General features: G+C 32.1%; 24 protein-coding genes, 1 tRNA gene and 1 pseudogene (1 of these 26 only partly in view). 4 read left to right on the forward strand and 22 right to left on the reverse strand.

From position 1 onward, the window contains the following. Nucleotides 1-259 carry the 3' portion of a T9SS type A sorting domain-containing protein gene (locus OYT91_RS03485; protein WP_269223018.1) on the forward strand. 146 nt of this gene lie to the left of the window's left edge, so the window shows 259 of its 405 coding nt (coding positions 147-405); its start codon lies off the left edge, out of view; the stop codon is at nucleotides 257-259. A 1,001-nt stretch (nucleotides 260-1,260) separates the two neighbouring features. Here the strand turns inward: OYT91_RS03485 and OYT91_RS03490 are convergent. From OYT91_RS03490 to OYT91_RS03545, 13 genes and pseudogenes are all read right to left on the reverse strand, one after another. Beyond that, nucleotides 1,261-1,437 carry a BF3379 family histone-like protein gene (locus OYT91_RS03490; protein ID WP_269223017.1) on the reverse strand — a complete coding sequence of 59 codons (177 nt, stop codon included), beginning with the start codon at nucleotides 1,435-1,437 and terminating at the stop codon, nucleotides 1,261-1,263. A gap of 508 nt (nucleotides 1,438-1,945) precedes the next feature. Beyond that, nucleotides 1,946-2,812: a CPBP family intramembrane glutamic endopeptidase gene (locus tag OYT91_RS03495; RefSeq protein WP_281239526.1), complete on the reverse strand. Its 867-nt coding sequence runs from the start codon at nucleotides 2,810-2,812 to the stop codon at nucleotides 1,946-1,948. 132 nt (nucleotides 2,813-2,944) lie between these two features. Beyond that, on the reverse strand, nucleotides 2,945-3,769 hold the full coding sequence (locus OYT91_RS03500; RefSeq protein ID WP_281239527.1) for a DUF4249 domain-containing protein: 825 nt from the start codon (nucleotides 3,767-3,769) through the stop codon (nucleotides 2,945-2,947). Nucleotides 3,770-3,781: 12 nt separating this feature from the next. Then, a complete protein-coding gene (locus OYT91_RS03505) occupies nucleotides 3,782-6,193 on the reverse strand; it encodes a TonB-dependent receptor (protein ID WP_281239528.1) in 2,412 nt (803 codons plus the stop codon). An 83-nt stretch (nucleotides 6,194-6,276) separates the two neighbouring features. Beyond that, nucleotides 6,277-6,798, reverse strand: coding sequence for a hypothetical protein (locus OYT91_RS03510; protein WP_281239529.1), 522 nt, complete (start codon nucleotides 6,796-6,798; stop codon nucleotides 6,277-6,279). 364 nt (nucleotides 6,799-7,162) lie between these two features. Further along, nucleotides 7,163-7,858 carry a LytR/AlgR family response regulator transcription factor gene (locus OYT91_RS03515; RefSeq protein ID WP_281239530.1) on the reverse strand — a complete coding sequence of 232 codons (696 nt, stop codon included), beginning with the start codon at nucleotides 7,856-7,858 and terminating at the stop codon, nucleotides 7,163-7,165. Continuing rightward, nucleotides 7,851-8,918, reverse strand: coding sequence for a sensor histidine kinase (locus tag OYT91_RS03520; protein WP_281239531.1), 1,068 nt, complete (start codon nucleotides 8,916-8,918; stop codon nucleotides 7,851-7,853). Before OYT91_RS03520 ends, OYT91_RS03515 begins: the two co-directional genes overlap by 8 nt. Before the next feature lie 244 nt (nucleotides 8,919-9,162). Further along, nucleotides 9,163-10,599: a C1 family peptidase gene (locus tag OYT91_RS03525; protein WP_281239532.1), complete on the reverse strand. Its 1,437-nt coding sequence runs from the start codon at nucleotides 10,597-10,599 to the stop codon at nucleotides 9,163-9,165. A 147-nt stretch (nucleotides 10,600-10,746) separates the two neighbouring features. Continuing rightward, nucleotides 10,747-10,863: pseudogene (locus OYT91_RS17770) on the reverse strand (serine hydrolase); the annotation flags it as partial. 56 nt (nucleotides 10,864-10,919) lie between these two features. After that, nucleotides 10,920-11,069: a hypothetical protein gene (locus OYT91_RS03530; RefSeq protein WP_281239533.1), complete on the reverse strand. Its 150-nt coding sequence runs from the start codon at nucleotides 11,067-11,069 to the stop codon at nucleotides 10,920-10,922. Next, nucleotides 11,066-12,283 carry an alpha/beta hydrolase gene (locus tag OYT91_RS03535; protein WP_281239534.1) on the reverse strand — a complete coding sequence of 406 codons (1,218 nt, stop codon included), beginning with the start codon at nucleotides 12,281-12,283 and terminating at the stop codon, nucleotides 11,066-11,068. The genes OYT91_RS03530 and OYT91_RS03535 overlap by 4 nt, the downstream gene beginning before the upstream one ends. Nucleotides 12,284-12,685: 402 nt before the next feature. Beyond that, on the reverse strand, nucleotides 12,686-14,059 hold the full coding sequence (locus OYT91_RS03540; RefSeq protein ID WP_281239535.1) for an alginate export family protein: 1,374 nt from the start codon (nucleotides 14,057-14,059) through the stop codon (nucleotides 12,686-12,688). A 161-nt stretch (nucleotides 14,060-14,220) separates the two neighbouring features. After that, complete coding sequence (locus tag OYT91_RS03545) at nucleotides 14,221-14,814, reverse strand: short chain dehydrogenase (protein ID WP_281239536.1); 594 nt, start codon at nucleotides 14,812-14,814, stop codon at nucleotides 14,221-14,223. 283 nt (nucleotides 14,815-15,097) lie between these two features. On the opposite strand from OYT91_RS03545, the gene OYT91_RS03550 reads away from it, so the two are divergent. Continuing rightward, complete coding sequence (locus OYT91_RS03550) at nucleotides 15,098-16,060, forward strand: NAD(P)-dependent alcohol dehydrogenase (RefSeq protein WP_281239537.1); 963 nt, start codon at nucleotides 15,098-15,100, stop codon at nucleotides 16,058-16,060. 19 nt (nucleotides 16,061-16,079) lie between these two features. Beyond that, complete coding sequence (locus OYT91_RS03555; protein WP_281239538.1) at nucleotides 16,080-16,475, forward strand: hypothetical protein; 396 nt, start codon at nucleotides 16,080-16,082, stop codon at nucleotides 16,473-16,475. Nucleotides 16,476-16,529: 54 nt separating this feature from the next. On the opposite strand, the gene OYT91_RS03560 is transcribed toward OYT91_RS03555, so the two are convergent. From OYT91_RS03560 to OYT91_RS03585, 6 genes are all read right to left on the reverse strand, one after another. Further along, nucleotides 16,530-17,126: a Crp/Fnr family transcriptional regulator gene (locus OYT91_RS03560; RefSeq protein ID WP_269223002.1), complete on the reverse strand. Its 597-nt coding sequence runs from the start codon at nucleotides 17,124-17,126 to the stop codon at nucleotides 16,530-16,532. A 443-nt stretch (nucleotides 17,127-17,569) separates the two neighbouring features. After that, complete coding sequence (locus OYT91_RS03565; RefSeq protein ID WP_281239539.1) at nucleotides 17,570-18,205, reverse strand: class I SAM-dependent methyltransferase; 636 nt, start codon at nucleotides 18,203-18,205, stop codon at nucleotides 17,570-17,572. 10 nt (nucleotides 18,206-18,215) lie between these two features. After that, nucleotides 18,216-19,124: an NAD(P)/FAD-dependent oxidoreductase gene (locus tag OYT91_RS03570; RefSeq protein WP_281239540.1), complete on the reverse strand. Its 909-nt coding sequence runs from the start codon at nucleotides 19,122-19,124 to the stop codon at nucleotides 18,216-18,218. A 129-nt stretch (nucleotides 19,125-19,253) separates the two neighbouring features. Further along, nucleotides 19,254-19,478, reverse strand: coding sequence for a putative antibiotic biosynthesis monooxygenase (locus OYT91_RS03575; RefSeq protein WP_281239541.1), 225 nt, complete (start codon nucleotides 19,476-19,478; stop codon nucleotides 19,254-19,256). A gap of 97 nt (nucleotides 19,479-19,575) precedes the next feature. Beyond that, nucleotides 19,576-20,439 carry a helix-turn-helix domain-containing protein gene (locus OYT91_RS03580; protein WP_281239542.1) on the reverse strand — a complete coding sequence of 288 codons (864 nt, stop codon included), beginning with the start codon at nucleotides 20,437-20,439 and terminating at the stop codon, nucleotides 19,576-19,578. 356 nt (nucleotides 20,440-20,795) lie between these two features. Next, nucleotides 20,796-20,869 (reverse strand) — tRNA-Arg (locus OYT91_RS03585). A gap of 114 nt (nucleotides 20,870-20,983) precedes the next feature. On the opposite strand from OYT91_RS03585, the gene OYT91_RS03590 reads away from it, so the two are divergent. Beyond that, nucleotides 20,984-21,496 carry an adenine phosphoribosyltransferase gene (locus tag OYT91_RS03590; RefSeq protein ID WP_281239543.1) on the forward strand — a complete coding sequence of 171 codons (513 nt, stop codon included), beginning with the start codon at nucleotides 20,984-20,986 and terminating at the stop codon, nucleotides 21,494-21,496. 91 nt (nucleotides 21,497-21,587) lie between these two features. On the opposite strand, the gene OYT91_RS03595 is transcribed toward OYT91_RS03590, so the two are convergent. The 3 genes from OYT91_RS03595 to OYT91_RS03605 form a co-directional block, all read right to left on the reverse strand. Further along, nucleotides 21,588-21,728: an SsrA-binding protein gene (locus OYT91_RS03595; RefSeq protein ID WP_281239544.1), complete on the reverse strand. Its 141-nt coding sequence runs from the start codon at nucleotides 21,726-21,728 to the stop codon at nucleotides 21,588-21,590. A gap of 75 nt (nucleotides 21,729-21,803) precedes the next feature. Further along, the gene (locus OYT91_RS03600; RefSeq protein WP_281239545.1) at nucleotides 21,804-23,687 is read right to left on the reverse strand and encodes a M56 family metallopeptidase; all 1,884 of its coding nucleotides are present in this window, start codon (nucleotides 23,685-23,687) and stop codon (nucleotides 21,804-21,806) included. Nucleotides 23,688-23,692: 5 nt separating this feature from the next. Beyond that, the gene (locus OYT91_RS03605; RefSeq protein WP_281239546.1) at nucleotides 23,693-24,052 is read right to left on the reverse strand and encodes a BlaI/MecI/CopY family transcriptional regulator; all 360 of its coding nucleotides are present in this window, start codon (nucleotides 24,050-24,052) and stop codon (nucleotides 23,693-23,695) included. Nucleotides 24,053-24,171: the final 119 nt, after the last annotated feature.

The following is a 24,171-nucleotide window of genomic DNA, read 5'->3' on the forward strand; positions in this document are numbered from 1 at the left end:
AAATGTAACTATATATGATAAATTGCATAACGAAATTTATTCTGAGGTTGCTACCGGTAAAGCTGGTATTATGAAAACCTATAGTCTTGAGGAATTTCCTGATGGTGTTTATTTTTTGGAAGTGGAAACAAACTTAAAAAAAGTAACACACGAGATTGTGATCTCAAAAGATGTGCCTTCATTATCTAGAAAAGCTATTGCAGAAGTGTATAAAGGTAATCTAAAAATGAAAAATCAAAATGTAGTAACTTTGAATTAATAAAGTCATACGTTAAGAACACTATTTACTTCGAATTTATGAAAAACAGCTCTTATATGGAGCTGTTTTTTGTTTTAGTATATTTATTTTAAAACCAATAAAAAGGTTATGAAAACTAATTTGCATGAGGGATGGAAATGGCATCTCCCGATTTAGAAAAACAAGGCTTTTTGCCGTAGTTTTTGTTAATCGGGAATACAATGGACAGCCCGACCTTGTTGTTTGAAAATGATGTTATTTGCCCAAAATGATCTGCAACAAGGACATGCCCAAATTTTATTTTTTGATTGTAAAGAAAAGCCACCTAAAATAATTTGATGGCTTTTAAAACTATACTTTTTAAAATAACTTTCACGAAATATTTATTTAAAATTTAATAAAAATTCTTCGCTTGAATCTTTAAAAAAATTATATAGAGAACTAATTTTAGAATTATACCATAGTAATGCAAGCGTATCTAAAGTAGAAAAAGATGAATAATTTAATTGGATAACATATAATAAAAAGAGATAGTCAAATGCCGGGGATTTGAGTATTACTGCGAAAATTGATGCAGTTGATTATCAAAAAATAAAATCTGAATATAGGAAAATTAAAAATTTACTAAAGATAATACTCAAATATTTTTTAGATGATATGCAAAGTGCTGAAAAGAGGATTTTCAATCACCCAAAAAACACATTTCCAACAAACCTTAACTGTGATGTATTTGGGACTGATTCGGCCGATCAGTTCTTAATTTCAGAAGTCTAAAGCTAATATTTTTTTTAAAAATGTATTTTAGATTATATATTTCAGTATGAAAAGAGTGGTAATTAATTTAATTTATAATCATATTTTTGCGTCATAAATATCATTTTAGAGATTAATTCAAGACTATTAGTCAAGGATAACATATTGAATTTAGAATAGATTTACCTTTTAGAAATATATTTCTTTACCGTCACAAGAGTAATAAAAAAAAGCCCTTCAGAATTTCCGAAGGGCTTTACATTGAAATCTTATTTTTTTGATTCTTCAACAGAAACTTTTCTAAATTCTTTTAAAAGTTTTTCCAATTCCAAAGTCGATTTACGGGCTCTTGGTCCAGCTGCTTTGGTTCCTTTTTCAAGTAGTGATTCAGATTCGGTTTTGAATGTTTCGAATTCGGCGTTGATTTTTGCAACTAATTCTTTCATGATAGTACGGTTTAAATTAGGGTGCAAAAATAGAAGTTTACTGATGGGATTGGAATAAATTGCTGTTAAAATTGATATAAATGAACGAAGATTTTATTTTTTATTATGCTAAAACGAACTCATATAATTGTAAGTAGTTGGTGCATTTAGGCTTACTTATTTCTTAGTCCATAAAAAAACATGAAGTTGGTATAGCTATTATGTTAAAAAGCATTCGCAAACCGATGGGTATTGCTAAATACTGCTACTTCTGAAAGCGTTTTTATAATTTTATTTATATATACAACACGTTGTATTTTAAGTGATTAATAACTTTAGGGATTAAAACCAAAATTATAAAACGGGATGTTTTTCATTTTTAATATTTTTTTTAGGTCCTCTAATACCAATAATTCGTTAATGAAATATTTACTTAAAATAGCACTTTTTTAGGATTTCAGTATGTTTGTAATTATTGAGGAAGCCATTTTATCAACCTCAATAATATATACCTTACTATTATTCATGTCTAATTGTTTCCTTCTTTCCAATAAGGATTGACAATTTTCTTTTTACTTAATTGTATTAAAATGAACGCTGCCAGTAAGCAAAAAACAATTGCTTGTACTGTTCCTTCCGGACCAAATTCTCCACCAGTAATTAAATCACTTCCTGAGATTTTAGTAGTTAATAGGCTAGATGTTTTTTCATTACCAGAGGTAATTGCCCCAAAAATTCCTGATTGCATAAAATTCCAAGAAAAATGTATAGCAATCGGGAACCATAGATTTCTTGCATAAATATAAGCAGCTCCCATTAAGAATCCAGCTTCGATACCCACACACAACCCGGATTGTAACGTACTATTTGGGTTGGCTAAATGCAATGCTCCAAAAATTATTGCTGTAATTAGCAAGGAGATGTAACTACCTAATTTTTCTTCCAGTATTCTAAAAATGATACCTCTAATTAAAATTTCTTCAAAAATGGCAACTGAAAAAGCTACCGTGAACGGAATGATCATATTAGAAATAGGATTAATAGAAACTATTTCAAAACCACCACTAAGGGTAATAACCAATATTGTCAAGCATTGTAATACTATCCCTATTAGAGTTCCAATGATGATATATTTGGCTATTCCTTTTTTTGAAAATTCTGTTATTTCCCTTTTTTCATATTTTTTATAAAAATAACTGTAGGCTCCAATGACTGCTGCAGATGAGATTATACCTTTTATCAGATTTCTATAATTCTTATCTAAAGTGGTTAAATCAAGTAATTTTCCAGTCAATTGCTGTGCAAGAATAAAAGCTATAAAACAGACTAAAAGCCCGAATAGGATTCTGGTTATTGGTGCATTTAAAATTCGTTGTTTGGTGGTAATTGCTTTCATAAGTTTATTTTTTTTAGTTAATGTTTGATTACAAATAAATGTTAAAAGTACTTTAAGAAGTAAAGTGACAGATAGGATAAAAATGAAATTGTATAGGACTTATGTGGAATTAAATATGAATTTCCATTACAATTATTGAATGGTGTAATTTGTCACATCGGCTTCGCTTAACCTGAAATAGCCCAGTGGATAGTTGTCAAAATTTGTTTCGTTTTTAATATTTCCTTTGACAGTAGCTGGTGGGGTCTGAAATGGTCCGCCTCCTGAACTTCCTGACACGCTCAATAGTATGGTCATGTAATTGAAATAGGCCTTTGAAATACCGTAGTGTGTAATTTCAACCTTTTCACCTGGTTTTGTATCTTCTTCAAGTACCAAACTATAAAATGTATTCCCCTGAAAAAAGAGATCATCATCTAACGAGTACTCCGGTTTTAGGTTTTTTGTAAATTTATATTTATAGAGATAATAATTATTGGCGTCTGCAGGATCATTAAAAAAAGTTTTGATTTTTAAGAAGTCTGTTCCTAATCCTGTTTGAATTTCTTGCGTTACCGACGTTATTGCCGCAACTGATTTTAAGGTTTCTGCGGCAGTATACTTCTGTCCGTTATGGATCACTGTCAAAGTGTAGGTTTGGTCAATAACTGGAACAAAATTGGAACAAACATACATTCCAGTATTGGGTGTTTCAATAAAATTAAAAATGATATTTGAACTGTTTGTTATAAAAACGGTTGCGCCTGAAACCACTGGTATCACGTTTGTATAAAAATCGGTTGTTGTAGACAGTTTTATGGTTTGGTTATTGCCGAGTGATCCTTTTATCCAATTAATGTTGGCATCAATTACTAATCTTGGTTTGTCCGTATTTAAAGGAATGTCGACCACATCCTGACAGCTGTTAAAAAAGAAGACTGTTAGTATTCCTATTATGAAATAAAATTTATTTTTCATTTTTGTTTATTTTTAAAATTTGAAGTTATAACTGACTGCTGGAACTATACCGAAAATGGAGGTTCTTAACGCTTCATTATTTCCAGTATCAGCATTTTGCTGAAAGCCAATCGAAGCGGCGTTTTTACGATTGTACACATTATAAATACTGAATACCCATTCTGAATTCCAGCTTCGGTTGTCGTTTTTATGAGGTGTTAGAGTTGCCGAAAGGTCCAAATGGTTATAAATTGGCAATCTATTTTCGTTTCTTAAGCCATAGCTGGGTACTAAAATGTCTTGATAGGTGTATTGGCCGTTTGGATAGGTTACGGGTTGTCCCGATTGAAGAATAAAATTGGCTCCAAAACTCCATTTTTTGTTTAAATTATAACTGCTTGTAACGGCGAGGTTGTGTAATTTATCGTAAGCGGAGCTGTACCATTTTCCATTATTGATTCCAATTTCTGAACTGTTTCGTCCTGGAGTTTGCTGCTCTGATTTTGATAAGGTATAGGAAATCCAACCGGTAAATTTCCCTTCGTTTTTGCGAAACATCAGTTCTAGGCCATAAGAACGCATTTGTCCATTGAGGATTACCTGTTCAATGGCTTCGTTTGCTATCAAATCTGCGCCGTCTATGTAATCCATTCTGTTTTGGATTTTTTTGTAAAAAGCTTCCGCCTCGAAGGAATACATTTCCTCGTTGAAATTCCTGAAATAACCCAAAGCTACTTGGTCTGCAATTTGTGGTTTGATTAAGTTGTCACTAGGCATCCAAATATCAAGTGGTGTCGGTGATGAAGTATTGGAAACCAATTGTAAATACTGAACCATTCTATTGTAACTTGCTTTTAGAGACTGATTTTTATCTATACCATAAGCGACAGAAAACCGAGGCTCTAAGTAATTATAGTGCTGAATTACTTTGTTTTTATCATAAAATTTAGAGCCAATAGGAGTTGCTTTTTCATAAATCTGTAGCTCTTGATTGAAAGTTACAGGTTCATTATTGGCATAAACATTTGTAGTTGATTGACCTAGCCTATAAAACAGGCTGTATCGTAAGCCATAATAAAGGGACACTTTTTTGGAAATTTCCTGTTCGGCTTCAATATATAGTGCAGGTTCAAAAGCATATTTTTTATCCAATTGACTAAAATTTATTCCTGAATTTGGATTTGTCGGATTTATTGTTCCAGGATTGAAATCATAATAAATGCTATTTACACCAAAATTCAATTTGAATTTATCCGAAATATAATTCTTGAAATCATATTTTATATTGTAATTTTTAATTCCGGAATCCCATTTGAAACCAGCTAAATCTAGATCTAAACCAAAATAATAATCGCTATAGATTACAGATAGATTTGAAAATAATTTGTCATTAAATAAGTGATTCCAACGCAAGTTTAAAGTTGAATTGCCATAAGTGTTTGTGAAACTTTTGTCTAAACTAAAGACATCCCGACCAAAATACCCCGATAGAAACAAATTATTGTTTGGGTTTAGCTTATAAGATAATTTAGTATTCAAATCATAGAAATAGGCAGCATTATTCTTCTGTTCTTGTGATAGTTTTAAAAATAGATGTGCATAAGAGGCACGACCACCGATAAGAAAAGAACCTTTGTCTTTCACTATTGGTCCTTCAGCCAATAACCTACTGGAAATTAATCCAATTCCACCATTCATGTGAAAACCAGTGCTGCTTCCATCTTTCTGATAAATATCCAGAACCGAAGAAGCTCTTCCTCCGTATCGTGCAGGTATTCCGCCTTTATAAAGTTTCAAATCCTTAATTGCATCAGGGTTAAATACCGAAAAGAATCCAAAAACATGCGAAGAATTAAATATGGTGGCTTCATCCAATAGAATCAAATTTTGATCCGCACCACCGCCTCGAACATTAAAACCAGACGCACCTTCGCCCGCGTTGGTGACTCCCGGCAATAGTAAAATAGACTTCAGGACATCAACTTCTCCCAATACTACAGGCATTTTTTTTATTGTAGCAATAGATAGTTTATTGATACTCATTTCTGCTTTTGCAATATTGGTCGCCTTTTTATCAGTTGTAATAACTACTTCTTGTAATTGCTCTCCAATGCTTGAAAGTTTGAAATTATTTTTAGTGTTTTTCTCCAAATTGACATTTTCGGTTACCGTTTGAAAACTTACGTAACTTACTTGAACTTCATAATTGCCTTTAGGTATCGTGATGGAATAAAAACCATATTCGTTCGTAATTGTTCCTGTTTTTAATTCAGGGAAATATACGTTAACGCCAATTATGCTTTCATTGCTTTTAGCATCAGAAATGGTTCCGCTTAAAGTATATTTTTTCTTCGCCAGTTCGTTTCCGCTCTTGTCTTGCGAATAGATACTACTAAAAAAGAGTAGCAATATTAGCGTTAATAGATAAATTATTTTTGTGTTCATTTTTTAGTTTTTTATATAAGATTGTTTTAATGCTAAACTTGATCATGTGCTTTTGTAATCAATTGTTTAGTGATACTATTTAGTTATTCTATTTTACCATTTTCTCTATTTGGTTCTGGGTTAATTTTTTCAGATTCAAGGGAAAAAAGCACACTTGTTATTTTCCATTTTCCGTTTATTTTGACAAGCCCCCAACTTTCTTTACCCCAATTTGTTTTTATTTTGCTTTTCCAAAAACTATAATCAAATGTTACTGCTGCAATACAACCGTCTTCATTAATTGTTATGTTGTAAAACTTTTCTTCATCGGTACCCGTATCTGAAATAAGTCTATAGAATTCTTGATAGGTACTTTCAAAATAATTTTTCCTGGTGCTGTCTTTTTTCAGCATGACTTCATGCGTTTTGTTTTTAATAACTCCAATCCAAACTATTGGATCATTATGAAAGAGATTATAAAACTGTATGCTGTCCTTTTTTATAATACAGGTCATAAATGTGTTTATAATCTGCTTTATTTCTTTTGGATCATTTGTTGCTTTGTTTTGGCTAAAAGATATATTTGAAAGAAGTACTGCGGTAAAAAGGAGTGCTATTTTTTTCATTGATTTTCGGGATTAAAAGGGTTTATACGTCCTCATTATTTTGACGTGATTGTACAAGAATAGTATGCTAATTGTCTTTTGGATACTATATTTCCACTGTAGGGTAAGTTAGAAATGGGGTGACAGTTTTGGTTTTTACATTTTTATCCATAGTGATTAGGCTGAGGCAATACATCAGTATAGATAAAATAACAATAAGGGAATAGGGGTAGATAAGCTTTTCCATAATGGTTCCTTTTGTATAAATTGATATTATTTTATACAAAAGTCTAGGAATAAGGTTAGGGCTACAATTTTATTATGCGAAGTAGGTGAAGATGTCTGCAAACTATAATTTTAGGTCTGCAAGGCAATTGCTGAATATTTAAATTCTATTGTTTATTATCTTAAAAAACAGCTCTTTATACGTTTCAGAAATTGGGATTATCTGATTGGAAATTTTTATTCTCATTCGTTCAATAGAATCTATTTTGTTAATTCCAACCATATAGGATTTATGAACTCTACAAACCAAATTGGAGGGGATAATTTGTTCTAGTTCACTAAAATTTTGTAGCGTCATAATCTTTTTACTTATCGTATGAATTCTGCGGTAATCGCGCATACCTTCAATAAATAAAATTTCACTTAAATTTATTTTCTCCAAGCGATTTTCCGTCTTCACAAATATAAAATCTTGTTGAGGGTTCGAAATGGGCTGGACTATGTTTTCCTGAGCTTTGTTTACTGCTTTTAGAAACCGATCAAACGTAAAAGGTTTTAATAAATAATCCGTTACATTGAGTTCATAGCCTTTTATGGCATATTCTTGATAGGCTGTGGTTATGATAACTTGGCTTTCAATTTTGGAACTTTCAAGCAATTCAATTCCAGACAATTCATCCATATTGATATCTAAAAAAAGCAAATCGACTTTATTTGATTTTAAATAGGACAAACCATCTAGTGCATTTTCAAAAGTACCACATAAATTCAAAAAGGGTATTTTGCATACAAAACTCTTGGTTCTTTCCAGCGCCAAGGGTTCGTCTTCTATTATAATACAAGAATATCTATCCATTTTTGATTGTTAATTTTACGCTGTAAAGATTAATTTGTTTGTCTAATTCCAACAGATGGTGCTCTGGATATATCAAATGTAGCCGTTTCTGAATAAGATCATTGCCTAAACCGTTGCTTTCTTGTATTATTTTTCGATTGGGATCGAACTTGTTTTCACATACAAACTGGATATTTTCTTCATTAATAAATAGCTGAACAGTAATGGCATTGTCTATTTTCTTATTGGTACTGTGCTTAAAGGCATTTTCAATAAATGGAATAAAAACCATTGGTGCTATTGTTATACTGGCCGGATTACCTAGTACCTCAAAGCTTACATAATTTGCATTTGCCGTTCTTATTTTTTGCAATTCTATGTATTTCTCTATGTATTCAATCTCTTTTTTAAGCAAAATTTCATCTGTTTTCGTTTCGTAGAGCATAAAACGCAAGATATCCGATAGCTTATTTAAATAATTGGAAGCCACTGTCGCATCTTTTAAAATTAACACATCGATATTATTCAGTGTATTAAATAGAAAATGGGGATCCAATTGGGATTTGATCAAAGCCATTTCTGTTTCATGATTTTTTTGTTTCAACTCTTCTTTCAATTTTATTTCTTTTACCCAAGTAATAAAACCTTTAAGAATGAATGCTGCTAAACCAGCTATTGAAGCAATAAAGCTCATAAATAATATTGTTCGAACAGCAGTAGACCTTCCATTTACGCCTCCTTTATCCATGTCAATAAGTTGTCCTGATTCTATTAAATAGCGCATCAGGATATAGGCTATTGTCGAAGCAGCAATTGAAATTAGTATGCCGAAAAAAAAGGAAAGTAGAAACTTTTTTTGTTGTAAGTATTTTGTAAATAGTATTAAATAGCAACCATAAAATGTTAGAAACGAGGGGAGAAAAGCAAACAGAAAAAGGGATTTGAATGCATTTAATATTCGTTCTGTTTGATCTATTGCAGGATTACTACTTCTGTAAAAGACGGCTAATAGGATTCCTATTAACAGTAAATAGCAAAACCAAAAACCAATATGCAACAAAATAACGATTGATTTTTTCATAACTTCAAATTTAGGGATTTAGAAGAACAATATTCGATGATTTTAAAGGCATTAGAAAATATAGTATTCCAACTGGGAATATTCGTCTGCAAGATTGGGGAAGATTGCTGTAGATGGTTTCGAAAAATAGGCTTGCAATAGTATTACTAAAAAAGCCGAAACTATTTTCGGCTTTTTATAAAATATGTATCGTCCTAAAATCAGTAGAACATTTTCTATGGATGTTATTGTATCAAATGATATTTTAAAAAGTTTGACTGTTTTTTTTTACTTTTTTCATAATTTCCTTTGGGACAGCATTTTTATTGATCATCACCGAAATTGTTTTTAAAAGTAAATATTCTTTGGACATATAAAGATATCCTCCGCAATCCTTTGCATCGCCTGAATTTTTAACAATATAAAATCTATTGCCTTTTTCGTTCTCTGCAATACCAATAATGTGCATATTATGGATGTCTTCAGTGGTGCGATTATCAAATGCTGCCTGTCTAATCTGTTGCGTAATAATTTTAGTTTCACCCAGAACTGCAAATCCATCGTTAAAACCTTCATATATATCCCCATCCCAACAAACGGAATAATTATGCATTAGGGCATCATCAATTACAGTACTGAAATCATCGATTGGTAGATTTAAATAGTAATTGTTATTCCAGTTAGCCTCAATCTCCAATGCAAATTTTGAATAAAATGGATGGTGGTTGAAAGAGGTAATTTCTACATAATCATCTGGATTGATTCCAATCCTTTCTTTTGCAAAAGATTTAGCTGTAAATTGTTTGCCATCGTAAACAAAAGTATCAGGAATTTTTCCCAAAGTTTGTGTCAGTATTTCATCCATGTCTCTTCTGTAAATCTCAGGTGTCAGATCTCCATGTGAGTTTTTATAGAATTTAACTTTCTCCATTAATGCATTATTCATGTCCGCATGATCGTGTTTAGCATCCGAATCCAATTTTCCAGAATAGACATTTTCAGGAATGGCACCGAATTCTCTGTATGCTTTCAGTACACTAAAAGTTAAATCACCTTCGCCAAAAAAACTACTTCCATTCCTTCTTATATAATTCTCTGCTTTATTGATATAAGTAGGTCTAACAAAAAACATTGGAGTGAGTACTACTGGCTTTTTTCCTAGTCTTATGGCTTCTGTTTCAATAAAGGAAGTGGTGGCAAAACTCCAGCAATCACCAGTTGCTTGCTGGTCTTTAAGAGGGGTGGTTTCAATTAATTTAATTATTTTATAACCTGCTACTTGGGGGTTTGTATTTGTTTTGAGTTTAAATACATAGTTTGTTCGGCTTAATTGTAAAGGTGTACTGCCACCCCAGACACCGTCTATAACGGAGTCTCCTGGCATCATTACTCCTTTGAAAATTAATGGAGCCGTCTCAGGCCATCCTAGTGACTTTCTTGCATCTGCAAATACGCTATCCTTAACGCTCCAAACTTTATCTAGTGAGATGTCTTTTAATCTTTTATCCGGAAAATCCATATAGCCTTTGATTGCCTTTTTTTTCAATTCAAATCTAAATAGAACTAGTTCTGACATTGATAAGTCTTTGGTATTTGTTTTCCCCATCCAAGAACCTTCTAGTGAAGTTTCCTTTTTATTCTGCCCATTGATTATCATTCCGATACATAATAGGGTAATTGTAATTGAAATTTTTATTTTCATAGTACGATTGTTTAAAATATTTTTTTCATTTTGTAAAATAATTTTTGCTTAAAATTTATCTTGGTATTTTTCTTTTGAAAAATATTATTTATTCAGCAAAGGTATTTTAACGTAAAAACCACTTATTATAAAGAACTTCGTCAAAAGCTATTTTTTTTCTTCAATTAGCTGTATCAAAGATGCTCCAGTAATAGTTTTGCTGATTGATCCAATATTCATGATTGTATTTGGAGTAAAGGGTATTTTGCCCTCCAAATCAGCATATTCGTATCCTTTAGTCTAAACTAAGCTTTTGTTAATGATTTTAGCTGCTGCAAGTCCTACAATTCCCGATTCAATCCTTTTTTTTCGACGAAACTGTTAATAGAATCTCCTCTATTTTGGACAGTTTTGTTTGTTGCTAGGAATTTCAAATGTTGTGAGTATACGGTAGTCATCAGAAAAATGGTGATTATTACTGATGATTTCATTTTTTATTTTTTATTAATGAATTTAGTTTCTCTCTAGTTTCACTGATTTCTTTTTTTGCTAATGTTTTTTGATACCATACAATAGCATTCTTTGTGTCGCCGATAGTGTTATAATAATCACCAAAAGAATCCAGTAGGTTTGCATCTTCAGGAAAATTTAAAACATTCATTTCAAACAATTCTTTAGCTAATGCAAATTGTTTTTCATGTAGAGCACGATATCCAAAGTTGTTTACCAATGATTTTTCAGGCAGGACTTTGTAGCCCATTTGTTTAGAAATCGTATTATAATGGTCTGTAATTAGTGCTTTTAATTGAGGGTTCTCAGTAGTATAATTGGCATACTTGGGGAGTTCATAATAATCAAATAGAAAACGAAGTGCATCATATGCAGCAATAAATGTAACAGTGCTATGACTCTCATTTTCGTAATACTTATACTTAAAGCGCAATTTATTCTTTGGATGTTGTTTTATGTTATGTATTAACTCCAAATTATAGCGAATCAATTCTGTTTTTTCAGAAGTGTCCGATTGAACTGCTGTAGTGTCTATTCCTTTTTCCATTCGATTAGCTATCGCTAAAAACATTATTTTATTTTTATAATCGTTTTTTTCAAGAGCGACCTTAGCTTCTTTTAGTATTTTATGATCATCCCACCAAATAGCAGCATCAATGGGGATATAAGCGTTAAATAAATCGGTATGATGAATTAGTGTGTGCATTACCATTAATCCGCCCAGTGAATGCCCCATAAGAATTTTATAGGGTGCAGTAGGGTAGTACGATTCTATATAAGGCATCAATTCTTTTTCTAAAAAGGATATAAATTTTTCACCACCTCCCGTGTTTTTTAACCCATCGCTATTATTTTCAGATGCTGTAGGGGTTAAATCTCTGGTTCTATTCGTATTTGATATGCCAACGACAATCATTGGTGGACAAACGCCACTGTTTACTATGCGTTCCACGATTGCAGCTACAGAACGGAAATGATTTTCACCATCCAATACATATAGTACAGGATAGGTTTCCTTTATTGAAGGTTTTATCTTTTTATTGGCATATGAAGTGTAAATTAATAACTGACGCTGCTCGTTAAGAACAGTAGATTTTATACTGTCAGCAAAGCCCAGTGTAAAATCGGGTTGCGATTGTGCAATGGCTCCTTGAGCCAAAAGAATAAAAAAACAAAGATAAATGAGATGTTTCATAGTTTTTGCTAATTTTAATTAATGATGAAGCCGTCTTATTTAAATTGTTTTTTATGTAAAGATAATTTATATAAGAATCTAAATAGTTTAATTAAATTGTGTTTGATATTTAAATAGTTACATAAAAGCAGTAATTAGTCGTAAATCTGCTTTTCTAAAATTGTTTATTAAGTATAAATTGATAATTAATTTATACAAAAGTCTAAGGATAAAGTTAGAAGTACAATATTAATATGCTAAGTAACTGAAGATGTCTGCAAATTACTGCTTTAAGTCTGCAAGACATTAATTAAAAAACAATGCATAAATCTTGATTTGGTTAATAGACTATGAAATTTTGATTTAGTCAATTAACTTGAATAGCATTAAATGCAAGTAGGTGTTTTTTTTTATGTTATAAATCTAAAATTTGAATGTGGATTTAAAAGATAGATACGTTACATCTTTGCCTTTTCCGGTGGTTTTCGGATAACTTCCAGCGTCAAAATAAGAGGCATCAAAAGCGAAGGAAAGATTCTTTGTTTGTTGATAATTGGTTTCCAAAAGATAGAATTTACCCAGTGTTTTTTTGTCTGAAGCAAAAAGAGCAGTAGGTCTTGGTCTGTTTTCTATCATTCCAGGCGAATAGGTTCCGTCTTGATTGCTATTTCTAGACATAAAGAATACTTGTGCTAGAATGTTTAGTTTTTGGATAGGGTTTATTTTAATGTAAGGTGACAAACTAATGATATTGGTTGCACCAATAGGAATTGCTAGACCATAAGCAGGTTTTGCATATATTAAATTGTAGGTATTTAATTGGTTATCACCATTGTTTTTGTCCCCTGAAGCTACATTAGTTGCAAAACCAATTATTCCTTTTTTATTAGGCAATACATTCATATTTACATCAGCCAAAACACTATAGGCACTTATATTTAAATCATTAAACTTACCTGATTGATAACCGCCTTCGAATTCAAAATTGACTTTCTTATAGTTTGAAAATAGGCGTAAGCCGTAGGTTTGTCTGTTTTCAAATCCGCTTACATAATTATACTTTCTAGCTTTGGATTGAAAATCAACAACAAAATAATCCATTCCCATTTTGTGATTAGAAAAATACTGCGTTCCATATATTCCATATAATCCGTCATGCATGCTTTCGTCATCAAAAACATATTGTTTGGAAACTACTTTAGAAACTGCAAATAAATCGATTGCACCATTTTTGAATTTATGTTTTACGACAAGTCCGTCAAAAGCCTGTCTTGTGTTTGGTCCTTCTCGAACAGTAATCAGTCGATGATTGCCATAGTACATCTCTTGATAGCCTAACCTGAAATTCCAATTGGTCAATTTTAATTCTGCAAAAGCTTGATGAAGGCTTAATTGATTTTCGTCGATTTCGGGAACAATCGGGTTGTCATTCAAAAAGCGAAGCGTACTATTAAGTTGCACAAAAAAGCGAAAATGATTGCCTAATTCAATATTGGAATGCACCATTAATCGGTGCCAAAGTTGATTGGTTGAAATATCTTGAAAAGTGGGAGGGACATCTCCAAAGTTAATACTATTATAAACCTGAAATTGTTCGCGCAATTCACCTCCAAAAGAAATAAAATTGTTTTTTCCAATAGGAATATATTTTAGTTGATTGAACCCTTTTTTGACACTGTCTTTTTTTACCAGCGAAAAGTCATCTTCATAGCGCATTAGGCTGATTTTATTTTGAGCCTGTATTGATGAAACTGTCATTGAGACCAAAAAAGTCATTATAAAAATTAAATTTTTCATGAGTATTGTAATACGTTGGTACTAGTACCAACAATTATTTGATTAAATTTTGATTGTATCTCCAGTTACTGAAGCTCGATTGAAACTCATCCATAAACCGAAGGCCATTACCATTGCAAAATAATGACCCACGGATGCTTTCGCTTTCGCGAATAATAAGATTACGGTTTAATGATATGCCCTGTACCAGCTCCGAAAACACTTTTGCGGAACATAAACTCCAGTTGTTTCATAGTAGTTGGAATTTCTCCTGGGAAATATGGAAAATAATGAGGAGAATTTTCAATCACTGTTGGACTAACCGCATTAATACGAATTCCATTTTCAAGTTCAATGGCTGCTCCACGAACAAATGCTTCCACTGCTCCGTTGGCAGCTGATGCATTGGCGAAGTTTATTTGCGGTTCCTCTGTCAAAGCACCGGTAATTAAAGTAAAAGACCCTTTAGGATTGATATAATGTTGTCCGATTAGTACCAAATTAATTTGTCCCATCATTTTTCCTTCAACCCCTTTTCGGAATGTCTCGTCATTTAATTTCTTCCATGGTCCAACAAAAGTGGGTCCAGCTGTCGAAATAAGAGCGTCAAATGGACCTACCGCTTGAAAGAATTTTTCAATTTCTTCAGGCGAAGTAATGTCCACTTGAAAGTCTCCTCCTTGAGAAGCTACTCTGATGATTTCATGTTCATTTTCAAATGCACTTGATAAGTACGTTCCCATAGTGCCTGTTGCACCTACGATGATAATTTTCATTTGTTTGAATTTTAATTGATTATTTATTCAGCAAAGATATTTCAAGGGCTAAGGCACATGATAGGATAAAAATGAAGTTGAATAGGACTTATTTTAAATAGTACTTGAACGCTTTTAAAGAACAGCATTGGATGTGAATATTTTTGTAATAGTCTATCTCTATATTATTATCTTAAGTGATTTGTAAAATTTTAGAGCGCACTTTTTTTTATTTCTTAACTAAAGTCAATGGATGAGGAAAACAATGCTATTACATTTGTGCCGTTAAATAATTAACCCTAACATGAAAGCAATAGTTTACACACAATATGGTTCTCCAGAAGTTCTTGAATTGAAAGATGTCGAAAAACCAATTCCAAAGGACAATGAAATTCTGATACGAATTAGGGCAACAGCAGTCAATTCGGGTGATGTGAGATTGCGAAAAGCAGATCCTTTTGCCGTTCGATTATTTTTTGGACTTTTTAAACCAAAAACAAGCATACTTGGTAGTGTTTTTTCAGGTGAAATTGAAAGTATCGGTTCAAGTGTGCAACATTTTAAAGTTGGTGATGAAGTTTTTGGCCATACCGATATGAGTTTTGGCACGTATGCCTCCTATAAATGTTTTCCAGAAGATGGTTCTATAGCATTAAAACCTAATACTATTACACATCAAGAAGTAGCGGTAATTCCATTTGGAGGAACAACAGCTTTGCATTTTTTGAAAAAAGCTTCTGTTCAAAAAGATCAAAAAGTGCTTGTTTTTGGTGCTTCAGGAGCCGTTGGGACTGCTGCTGTTCAACTGGCAAAATATTTTGGAGCAAATGTCACAGGAGTTTGCAGCACTGCCAATATTGATTTAGTGAAATCATTAGGAGCAGATAAAGTAATTGATTATTCCAAAGAGGATTTTACTAAAAATGGAGAAACTTATGATTTGATTTTTGATTCGGTAAATAAAATGTCTATTTCAGATAGTTTGGACTCTCTGAAAATTTATGGAACCTTGATTTTAAGTGCAGCAGGATTATCGGAAACTTTACAAGGTTCATGGATATCAATGACTAATAGCAGAAAGATAAAAGTTATGACTGGTATAATTAGCCATAAAGCGGAGGATATCAATTTTCTTAAAACGCTTATTGAGGCTGGTCAATTAAAACCGGTTATTGATCGAACGTATTCATTAGAACAAATGGCAGAAGCACATACTTATGTTGAAAAAGGGCATAAAAAAGGGAATATAGCAATCGAGATTCATTAAATTGCCAATAAAATTTGAAATGAATAAAACGCTAAATTCGATACAAATATTGCTAGGAATGCTATTAATGGTGACTGTTTTTCACTTTTTCATAATGCTAAAACTTATTCCTTATGACATTGCTTGGGGAGGTCGTCTTACAAATGATACTGAAATGTATATATTCGAAGCAATTTCGATCTTGATCAATCTATTTTTAATTTCCATTGTATCAATTAAAGGAAACTATTTAAAATTGCGAGTCAATGAAAAAGTAATAAATAGCATATTGTGGATTTTCTTTATCCTTTTTCTTCTTAATACTCTTGGAAACCTATTAGCCAAGACAAACTTTGAAAAAATATTTTCTGTTTTGACGTTAATTTTAGCCTTATTGATTTGGAATATTCTGAAAAAAAATAAATACCATTGTTAAACGATACTTTATAAAAATATGGAATCATTATTCAATGAAACAATCAAAATTCAATTAGTAAGAACTTGAATTTTGATTGTTTTGAGCTATCCGCTTTCTTATTCTGCTCAATGATTCCGGTTTGACACCTATATAACTGGCAATTTGGTATTGCGGTATTATTTGAAATAATTCAGGTCTTGAATTTAAGAGTTTCACGTAACGTTGTTCAGGAGTATCAGTGGTATAAGATGACATTATTTCCTGTTGTTCTGTAAATACTTTTTCCATTACTTTTCTGGAAACGGTTTCTAGTTTTGGAAATCGACGGTATAAATCTTCTTCTTTTTCTCTATTACCAACCACAAGAATACAGTCTGTAGAACAAGCCATATAATGATTTGAAGGAAGGTTATTACTAAAACTGTTTAAAGAAATTACCCATTGTTCTTCGGTGAAAAAATTACCCGTTTTTTCTTCTGCATCAACAATAAAATACTGCCTCACACAGCCTTCTAAAACAAAATAAGCCTCTGTTGAAATCTGTCCCTCTTTAAGTAATACAGTACCTTTTTCATATTTTTTAATCACCATAGTGGCTGCAATAGCATCAGCTTCTTCCTTTGAAATAGACATTATTCTAGAAAAATAATTTAAGAGTTTGTCTTCCATCGTTTTGTTGTCATTAGATTTGTGGCAAAGTTGAGTCGCTTTTTTTAATTCCGATGGCTAATTTACAATAAAGATTTTATAGCCAAAGGGATGTTCAATTAAACACTAGTTGTCTTTTATTGTAAAACATAATTGATAGTACGACAAACTTTTAAATTATATAGGAATAAAAGGATTTATTCTATGATTAACAGCATTAAATTTTAACCATATAAGCCATATAAGATATTTTTTACTGTGCTTTAAACGAGCACCCTAAAGAGAATATAAGTTAAAACCCTTGATCCGACTACGAGCTTTGACTTAAATGAACTTAATTTTATGCGCTTTCTTAAAAAAGAAAACTTATATGACTTATATGGTCGAAAAATAGTAAACAAATGCTGTTGTTTATAGAATTAAGCGGAATAAAACTAAAATCTCTAAAATTCTATTAAAGAGAGCTATTTTTTCCTTCCAACAAACCGAATCACGGAACCTTTTCCGATATGATATTTGCCTTCTTCTAATGTGATTTCTTTTTCTTCTAATAGTAGGATCTCATAATTTTCGAAGTCGGCTGCTATTTCAGCAGTAGAAAATAGCATATTAAAATCTTTGGGGCCTCCCACTTTTGGATCACGTTCATTATAAACTAAGTGCAATTTACTAAAAGCCTCGAAAATAATAATACCTCCTGGTTTGACATACTCATTTAATTTTTTGTGCAAAAATGATTTCTTTTCTGCAGCAAAGTGGGCATAGATTAGTCCAATAGCATCAAATGATGCTGCTTCAAAATGAAGTTGCTCGATATCACCAACTCTATATTCTAGTGAGACATTCTTTTCTTTGGCCAATGCAAATGCTTTTGATTTCCCCTCTTCACTTAAATCAGTTGAAGTTACTTTCCAACCCAATTTTGCTGCAAAGACACCATTACGTCCCTCGCCATCAGCAGGCATTAATAGAGTACCAGGCTCAAATTTTTGAACCCATTCTTTAAAAAATAGATTGGGTTCTTTGCCGTACACAAATTCGTTTTCTTTGTAACGCTCGTCCCACATATTTTTATATTCATTATCCCAAGATGTATTCATAATTGTATTTTTAAAATTGTTCTAAAATCATTTTTTTACTAGCCATCATACCTGCAGCTGTTCCCATTGCTACAGAATTTGCGACTGAACGCATACGTGTTGTATTGTCACCGCAGGCAAAAACGCCATCGATAGTAGTTTCTTGAAAAGGATTTACTTTGATATAGCCTTCGTCATTTAATTCACAACCCAAAGATTCAGGAATAGTGCAATGTTGTTCAAATGAGTTGCGGGAATACATAGCCTTGACTTCTGCTTTTGTTCCGTCTTTGAAAATGATATTTTTAAGGTAACCATTATTGTGTTCCAATTTTTCAATTTCTGTATCAACTATTTTTATTTGATGTTTCTTCAGCTTTTCTGTTTGCTCCTCGGTCAAAGTTGATTTCCCATTGGTATATAACGTTAAATCATTTGTCCAATTTGAAATCAACTTGGCTAATTCATTGCCGTGTTCACCATTGCCTAGTATACCCGTTTTTTGATTTCGGACTTCGTATCCATGGCAATAGGGACAGTGCAACATTGATATTCCCCAACAATCTGAAAACCCTTCAATTTTTGGCATTTCATCTTTTATACCTGTTGCAAAAATTAATTGATCTGCTTGAAATAGTTCTCCAGAAGCCACTTGAATTTCAAATCCATTATCCGTTTTGCTTCCATTTGTTGCCAAACCATCAAAAAACGAAACGGTATCATACATTTCGACTTGTTGTTTGGCGAGAGTTGCAATTTCTCCTGGAGTTTTTCCATCTTGGGTAAGGAAATTATGGGAATGGGGTGTTGGCGCATTACAAGGTTTACCACTATCAATAATTAAAACTTGTTTCAAAGCTCGGCCTAAAGCCATACCAGCAGCAAGGCCTGAATAACTGCCTCCAACTATAATTACATCGAATTTTGTAATATTTTTCATTTTAGTGTCGTTTGAAATTTTTGTTTTGGGGAATGGCAATGTAAGTGCTACAATTGCCAGCCCACTTTGTCTAATGAATTTTCGTCTAGAAGAAAAGTGTAAAGTTTTCTTGCTAACTTTCATGCTAGATTATTTTTTGTTGACTTCAGTTGAAAGTTGACGCAGAATAAAATCTACAAAAGGAACACCTGCAAAAACGACCCAAGGCACGAGTATAAGAGTTAGAAATAATGTCTTAAGAAACAAAGGTAATTCCAATGACGATTTACTCAATAAATAAAGAAATAATGTGATAGAGGGATATATTACAATCCAGATTTTTAAGGCCGCTGTTAATTTCATTTTTGTTTTCATGTCGATATACTTTTTTTGAATATTTATATTATTTATTCAGCAAAGGTATAAGTAACAGTAAGCTGGTAGATAGGACAAAAATGAAGTTGGATAGGACTTATTTAAAGTTGTTTCGGAAAGCTTCCGGTGTATAATCAGTATGTTTTTTAAAAAAACGTATGAAATAGGAAATATCATCATATCCAAGCTGATCCGCTATTTGGTTCACTTGATTGGATGTTGCCAGAAGTTGTCTTTTTGATTCTAAAACAATGTGCTCATTAATAAGTTCAGAAGGTGTTTTATTTAGCGATGTCTTTGTAATAGCATTCAGTTGATAGGTTGAGATATTCAGCATATCGGCATATTGAGATACTTGTTTGTTTTTAGTAATGTTTGTTTCTAAAAGTTCTAGAAATTTCTCCAGTTGTTCCTGCAAATAGGGATTATTCTCTTTAGACGCCATTTTTTTGTTTTGACGATGTCTAACTAATTCGATAAAGAAAATACTCAAATTGGATTTAATAACCTCTTGATAGCCTTCTTGTTTTTCGCTGTACTCTTTTAATATATAAGACAAAATAGTCTCCAGCTTATTAAATCCATCACTATCAATGCTACAAAAGTTGATGTGACTAACCTTGCGTAAAAGCTCCTGTGCTAATTTGTTTTGAGAGTTAAAAAAATCTGTTTTAAATTGAAGCAAATACCCTGAACTGCCCGTTTTTAAAGTAAGTTGATGTACCTGTCCCGGGCGCATCAGGAATATAGTATGATTGCGAACTTCATATGGTTTAAAGTCTATCTCATGAGAGCCACTTCCTTTTTTTAAAACCAGTATATAGTAAAAATCATGCCTATGCAGCTCTTGAACCATATCTTTCTCCAATAGCAAGTTTTGAATATCTCTTACGCTAAAACTTCCAGACAAGTTTGGTTCTTTTGGGCCTTCATGAATATGTCTTATTGGAATAGTTTCCATTTTTTTTAGGTCTCTACTTATTTAAGCGTTGGTAAAACTTAGTTGGAATATTACTTTTTGTTTTGAAATTAGATAAATTATTAAATATGAATCTATTTCGGTATAAATTACATTTTATTTATTTAACGCTGTAAGTATTTATTTAATGAAATATTATATTTGGTTGTCTAAATATTTGTGTAAAGTTAATAATAAAAACTTTGTGCATTTGCTATTTAGTTTCTGTTTAATTTTTGGTCTTTGTTCAAAACTTTTGCACCTGATCCGTTTTTTTTAAAATAGTCGATGTGTTAGTAGTAAAATAGATAATAAAAAAAAACGGGACAAAAGAAGATTTTCTTCTTTGTCCCGTAGAGTGACCTTGACTGGATTCAAACCAGTAACCTCTTGAGCCGTAATCAAGTGCGCTATTCAGTTGCGCCACAAGGCCATTTTGCTTACTTATTCATTGTTTTCAAAGTTGTACATTGAACGTGTTTGCGGGTGCAAATATAGGAATAAATATGTATCTTGCAAGCATGAAATTACATAAAAATTAAAAAAAATGAGTTTAAAAGATTATATACGTGATATTCAGGGATTTCCAAAAGAGGGAATTGTGTTTAAAGACATCACTCCGTTATTAATTGATCCAAATGCAAGAAAAGAATGCCTCGAAATCTTGGTTTCATCGGTAAAAGGCAAAAAAATTGATAAAGTAATTGGTGTAGAAAGCCGTGGTTTTTTTTTCGGGATGCTTTTAGCGCAGGAATTGAACGTAGGTTTTGTTCCGGTTCGTAAACCCAATAAATTGCCTTTTGATACGATTTCGGCTTCTTATGATTTAGAGTATGGTACCGATACACTCGAGATTCATACCGATGCGATTCAAAAAGGGGATAGAGTTTTGATTCATGATGATGTTTTGGCCACTGGCGGAACGGCAAAAGCAGTTTGTGAATTGGTAGAACGATTAGGAGGTGTAATTGTACAATGCAATTTTCTGATGGAAATCACTTTCTTGAACGGAAGGGAAAAGATTGCTGGGAATGAGATTTTTGCGGCAATAACATACTAAATGCTTTTGGTCTAATATTGTTTAAGCAGAAGTAGTCAAAACAACATTAAACTTTAAACCATCCAATCAATTTTAAACTATTCAGGAATTTTTATCCAAGCGCTCTGGTAGTTACATAATAACGATATCCAATTATTGCCATTTGCCATTTTTTAGCTTTGGAAACATCCAATCTTTGTTTGGTGAAGCTTGGAAAAATAAGTTTGTTGATTTGGGCAAGGATTTTAAACATTGTTTAATTTTTTTCAAAGATATAAAAAAAGACGGTTTTGATGAGAAACCGTCTTTTTTTTGAATTTTAATAGAATTAATTATTTTCTTGATCCATTTTTGACTGATATTCCTCCATTTGTTTTTCGTAAACTTTCATTTTCTCTTCAAAAATTTCCATTTGTTCGTTGAAAGGCTCCATTTGTTTGTCAAATTCTGCCATTTGTTTGTCGAAAGCTTCCATTTGAGGTTCTAGTTTTTTCATTTTGGCATCATATTCTTCCATTTTCTTTTCAAACTCTTTCCAAGCTTTTTTATCTCCATTTATTGGGTCTCCTTTTGGACTTTTAGGTGCTTTTGGGAATGCAGGAGGAGCAGGAGTTTTAATTTTCATAACCGGCGGAGTAGGAGGTACAGGCGGAACAGGCATGTTTTTGTCTTGGTTATAGTTTCTGTTTTTTGTTATAATTCGGATTGTTTTCCCCTCCTTATTCACATCCATAGTTTCGATTGTTCCTTGATCTAAATTGTCTAAATCATTTTGTTCGACTTTTTTGCCATTGATATAAATGTCATTCTCGCTGCCTATTTTTGCGAATTTTTTTGTAGTAATTCTGATTTCTTGTTTTTCATTATTTTTATTGACATTTACTGTAGCAATTTCGTTTGGATCTAATTTGTCCATTTCGACTTTGTCTGATTTTGATCCGTTTATATAAATTTGAGTATCAGCTGAAATAGGTGTATCCGCCGAAACAATATTATTTACAACAACTAACTTGTCAACTGATTTATCCTCTTCGACAAAATCGATTCCCAGTATTCCTTTTGAATCTTTTGAAATAGCTATGCCAAAAGGTTTTATTGCCTCCGAACTAGCAACATTTCTATTACTGGAAATCTCTTTTCCTTTTTTCAATTCAACAGTTATAGCCGTGAGTTCGTTATTGGAGTTTCTTTTTGTATTTGAAAAAAGAACGGTTATGCCATAGTTTTTAGTGATTGTTTCTGCTTTTTCTTTTAATTCAGCTTCGGAGGTGTTCTTGGTAATTTTATAAACATCTTCATCATTTGAAGTTGAAGTCAGTTTTTCTGCTTTTGGAATCTGATTTTTCTCTTTTGCAATTACTTCCATTTGGAATAAAATTACAAACGCGACTAGAGCCGGAAGTACCAAAACATACTTCCAAGAATTCCATTTTTTTGATTGATTTTTGTTTAACATAACGATTCGTTTTTTGATTAATGATTGATAAAAATGATTGGTAAGCACAACACAATTTTCGTGCGCTGTTATTTTTAAAAGCGTGAGTTGATACGCTTTTTTATCGGATAAATTTTTGGTTGCTTCACTGTCTGCAATAAACTCCAAGTTTTGCAAAATGGCTTTTTTGTACAGCCAAACAAATGGATTGAACCAGAAAAGAATACAAAATAAACGCGTGATTAAGACGTCTATGGTGTGGTATTGTTCGCTGTGTACTTTTTCATGCTCCAGTATACTTTCCAGTTCGGACTGAGTATATAAAGTGGAGTTATAAACAATAGTATTGAAATAGGAAAAAGGAGCAATATTTTCTTTTAAGTCAATGAATTTATGGTCGGCTTGTTGTTGAATGGTTTTGCCTTTTAAAACGCGATTAAGGCTGTAAAAGTCAAAAGCAAATTGGATTAAAAACAACACCGTTCCAATACCATAAGCAGCAACCAAAACAAGTTGCCAATTGATTTCAAAACTTTCTTTTTGTACTGGAACACTATGAGGGATTTTGGACCAATCAAAATTGTTTGGTGTTGGTTCTACCCAAACAATAGTGGTAAAAACGATCCAAGGCAAAATTACAGAGGTGACCAATCCTGCCAAAAGATACCAACGATTTGCACTGAAGAAAGTTTCTTTTCGCAATAGGAAATAATAAGCGATATAGAACATTGCTATCAGTCCACTGGATTTTGCTATATTTAGGAATAGTGTTTCCATATTTGTTATTGTTTTTGCTCAATCATGGCAAGAATTTCTCTCAGTTCATCGGCGGTTATTTTTTCTTCTTTGGCAAAAAAGGAAACCATATTTTTATACGAACTGTTGAAATAATTATCAATGGCAGTATTCATAAAGCGTTTTCTGTAATCTTCTAATGTCACTATTGGGTAATATTGATGGGTATTTCCAAAGGCATTATACGAAACATATCCTTTTTCTTCAAGATTGCGAATAATAGTCGATAAAGTATTATAATGCGGTTGATCCTCTGTGATTTCGGCCATTACTTCTTTTACAAATGCTTTTTTGAGCTTCCATAAAATGTGCATGATTTCTTCTTCTTTGTTTGTTAGTTTTTGCATGATGATTTAATTTGAAACAAACTTACAACTATATTTCTAGTTTGTAAACTATAAATATAGTTATTTAACTAAAATTTTAGTTTTATATTGGTTTTGTTGGGATTGGGATTGGGATGTAT

It is taken from the genome of Flavobacterium praedii (assembly GCF_026810365.1).
Taxonomy (GTDB): Bacteria; Bacteroidota; Bacteroidia; order Flavobacteriales; family Flavobacteriaceae; genus Flavobacterium; species Flavobacterium praedii.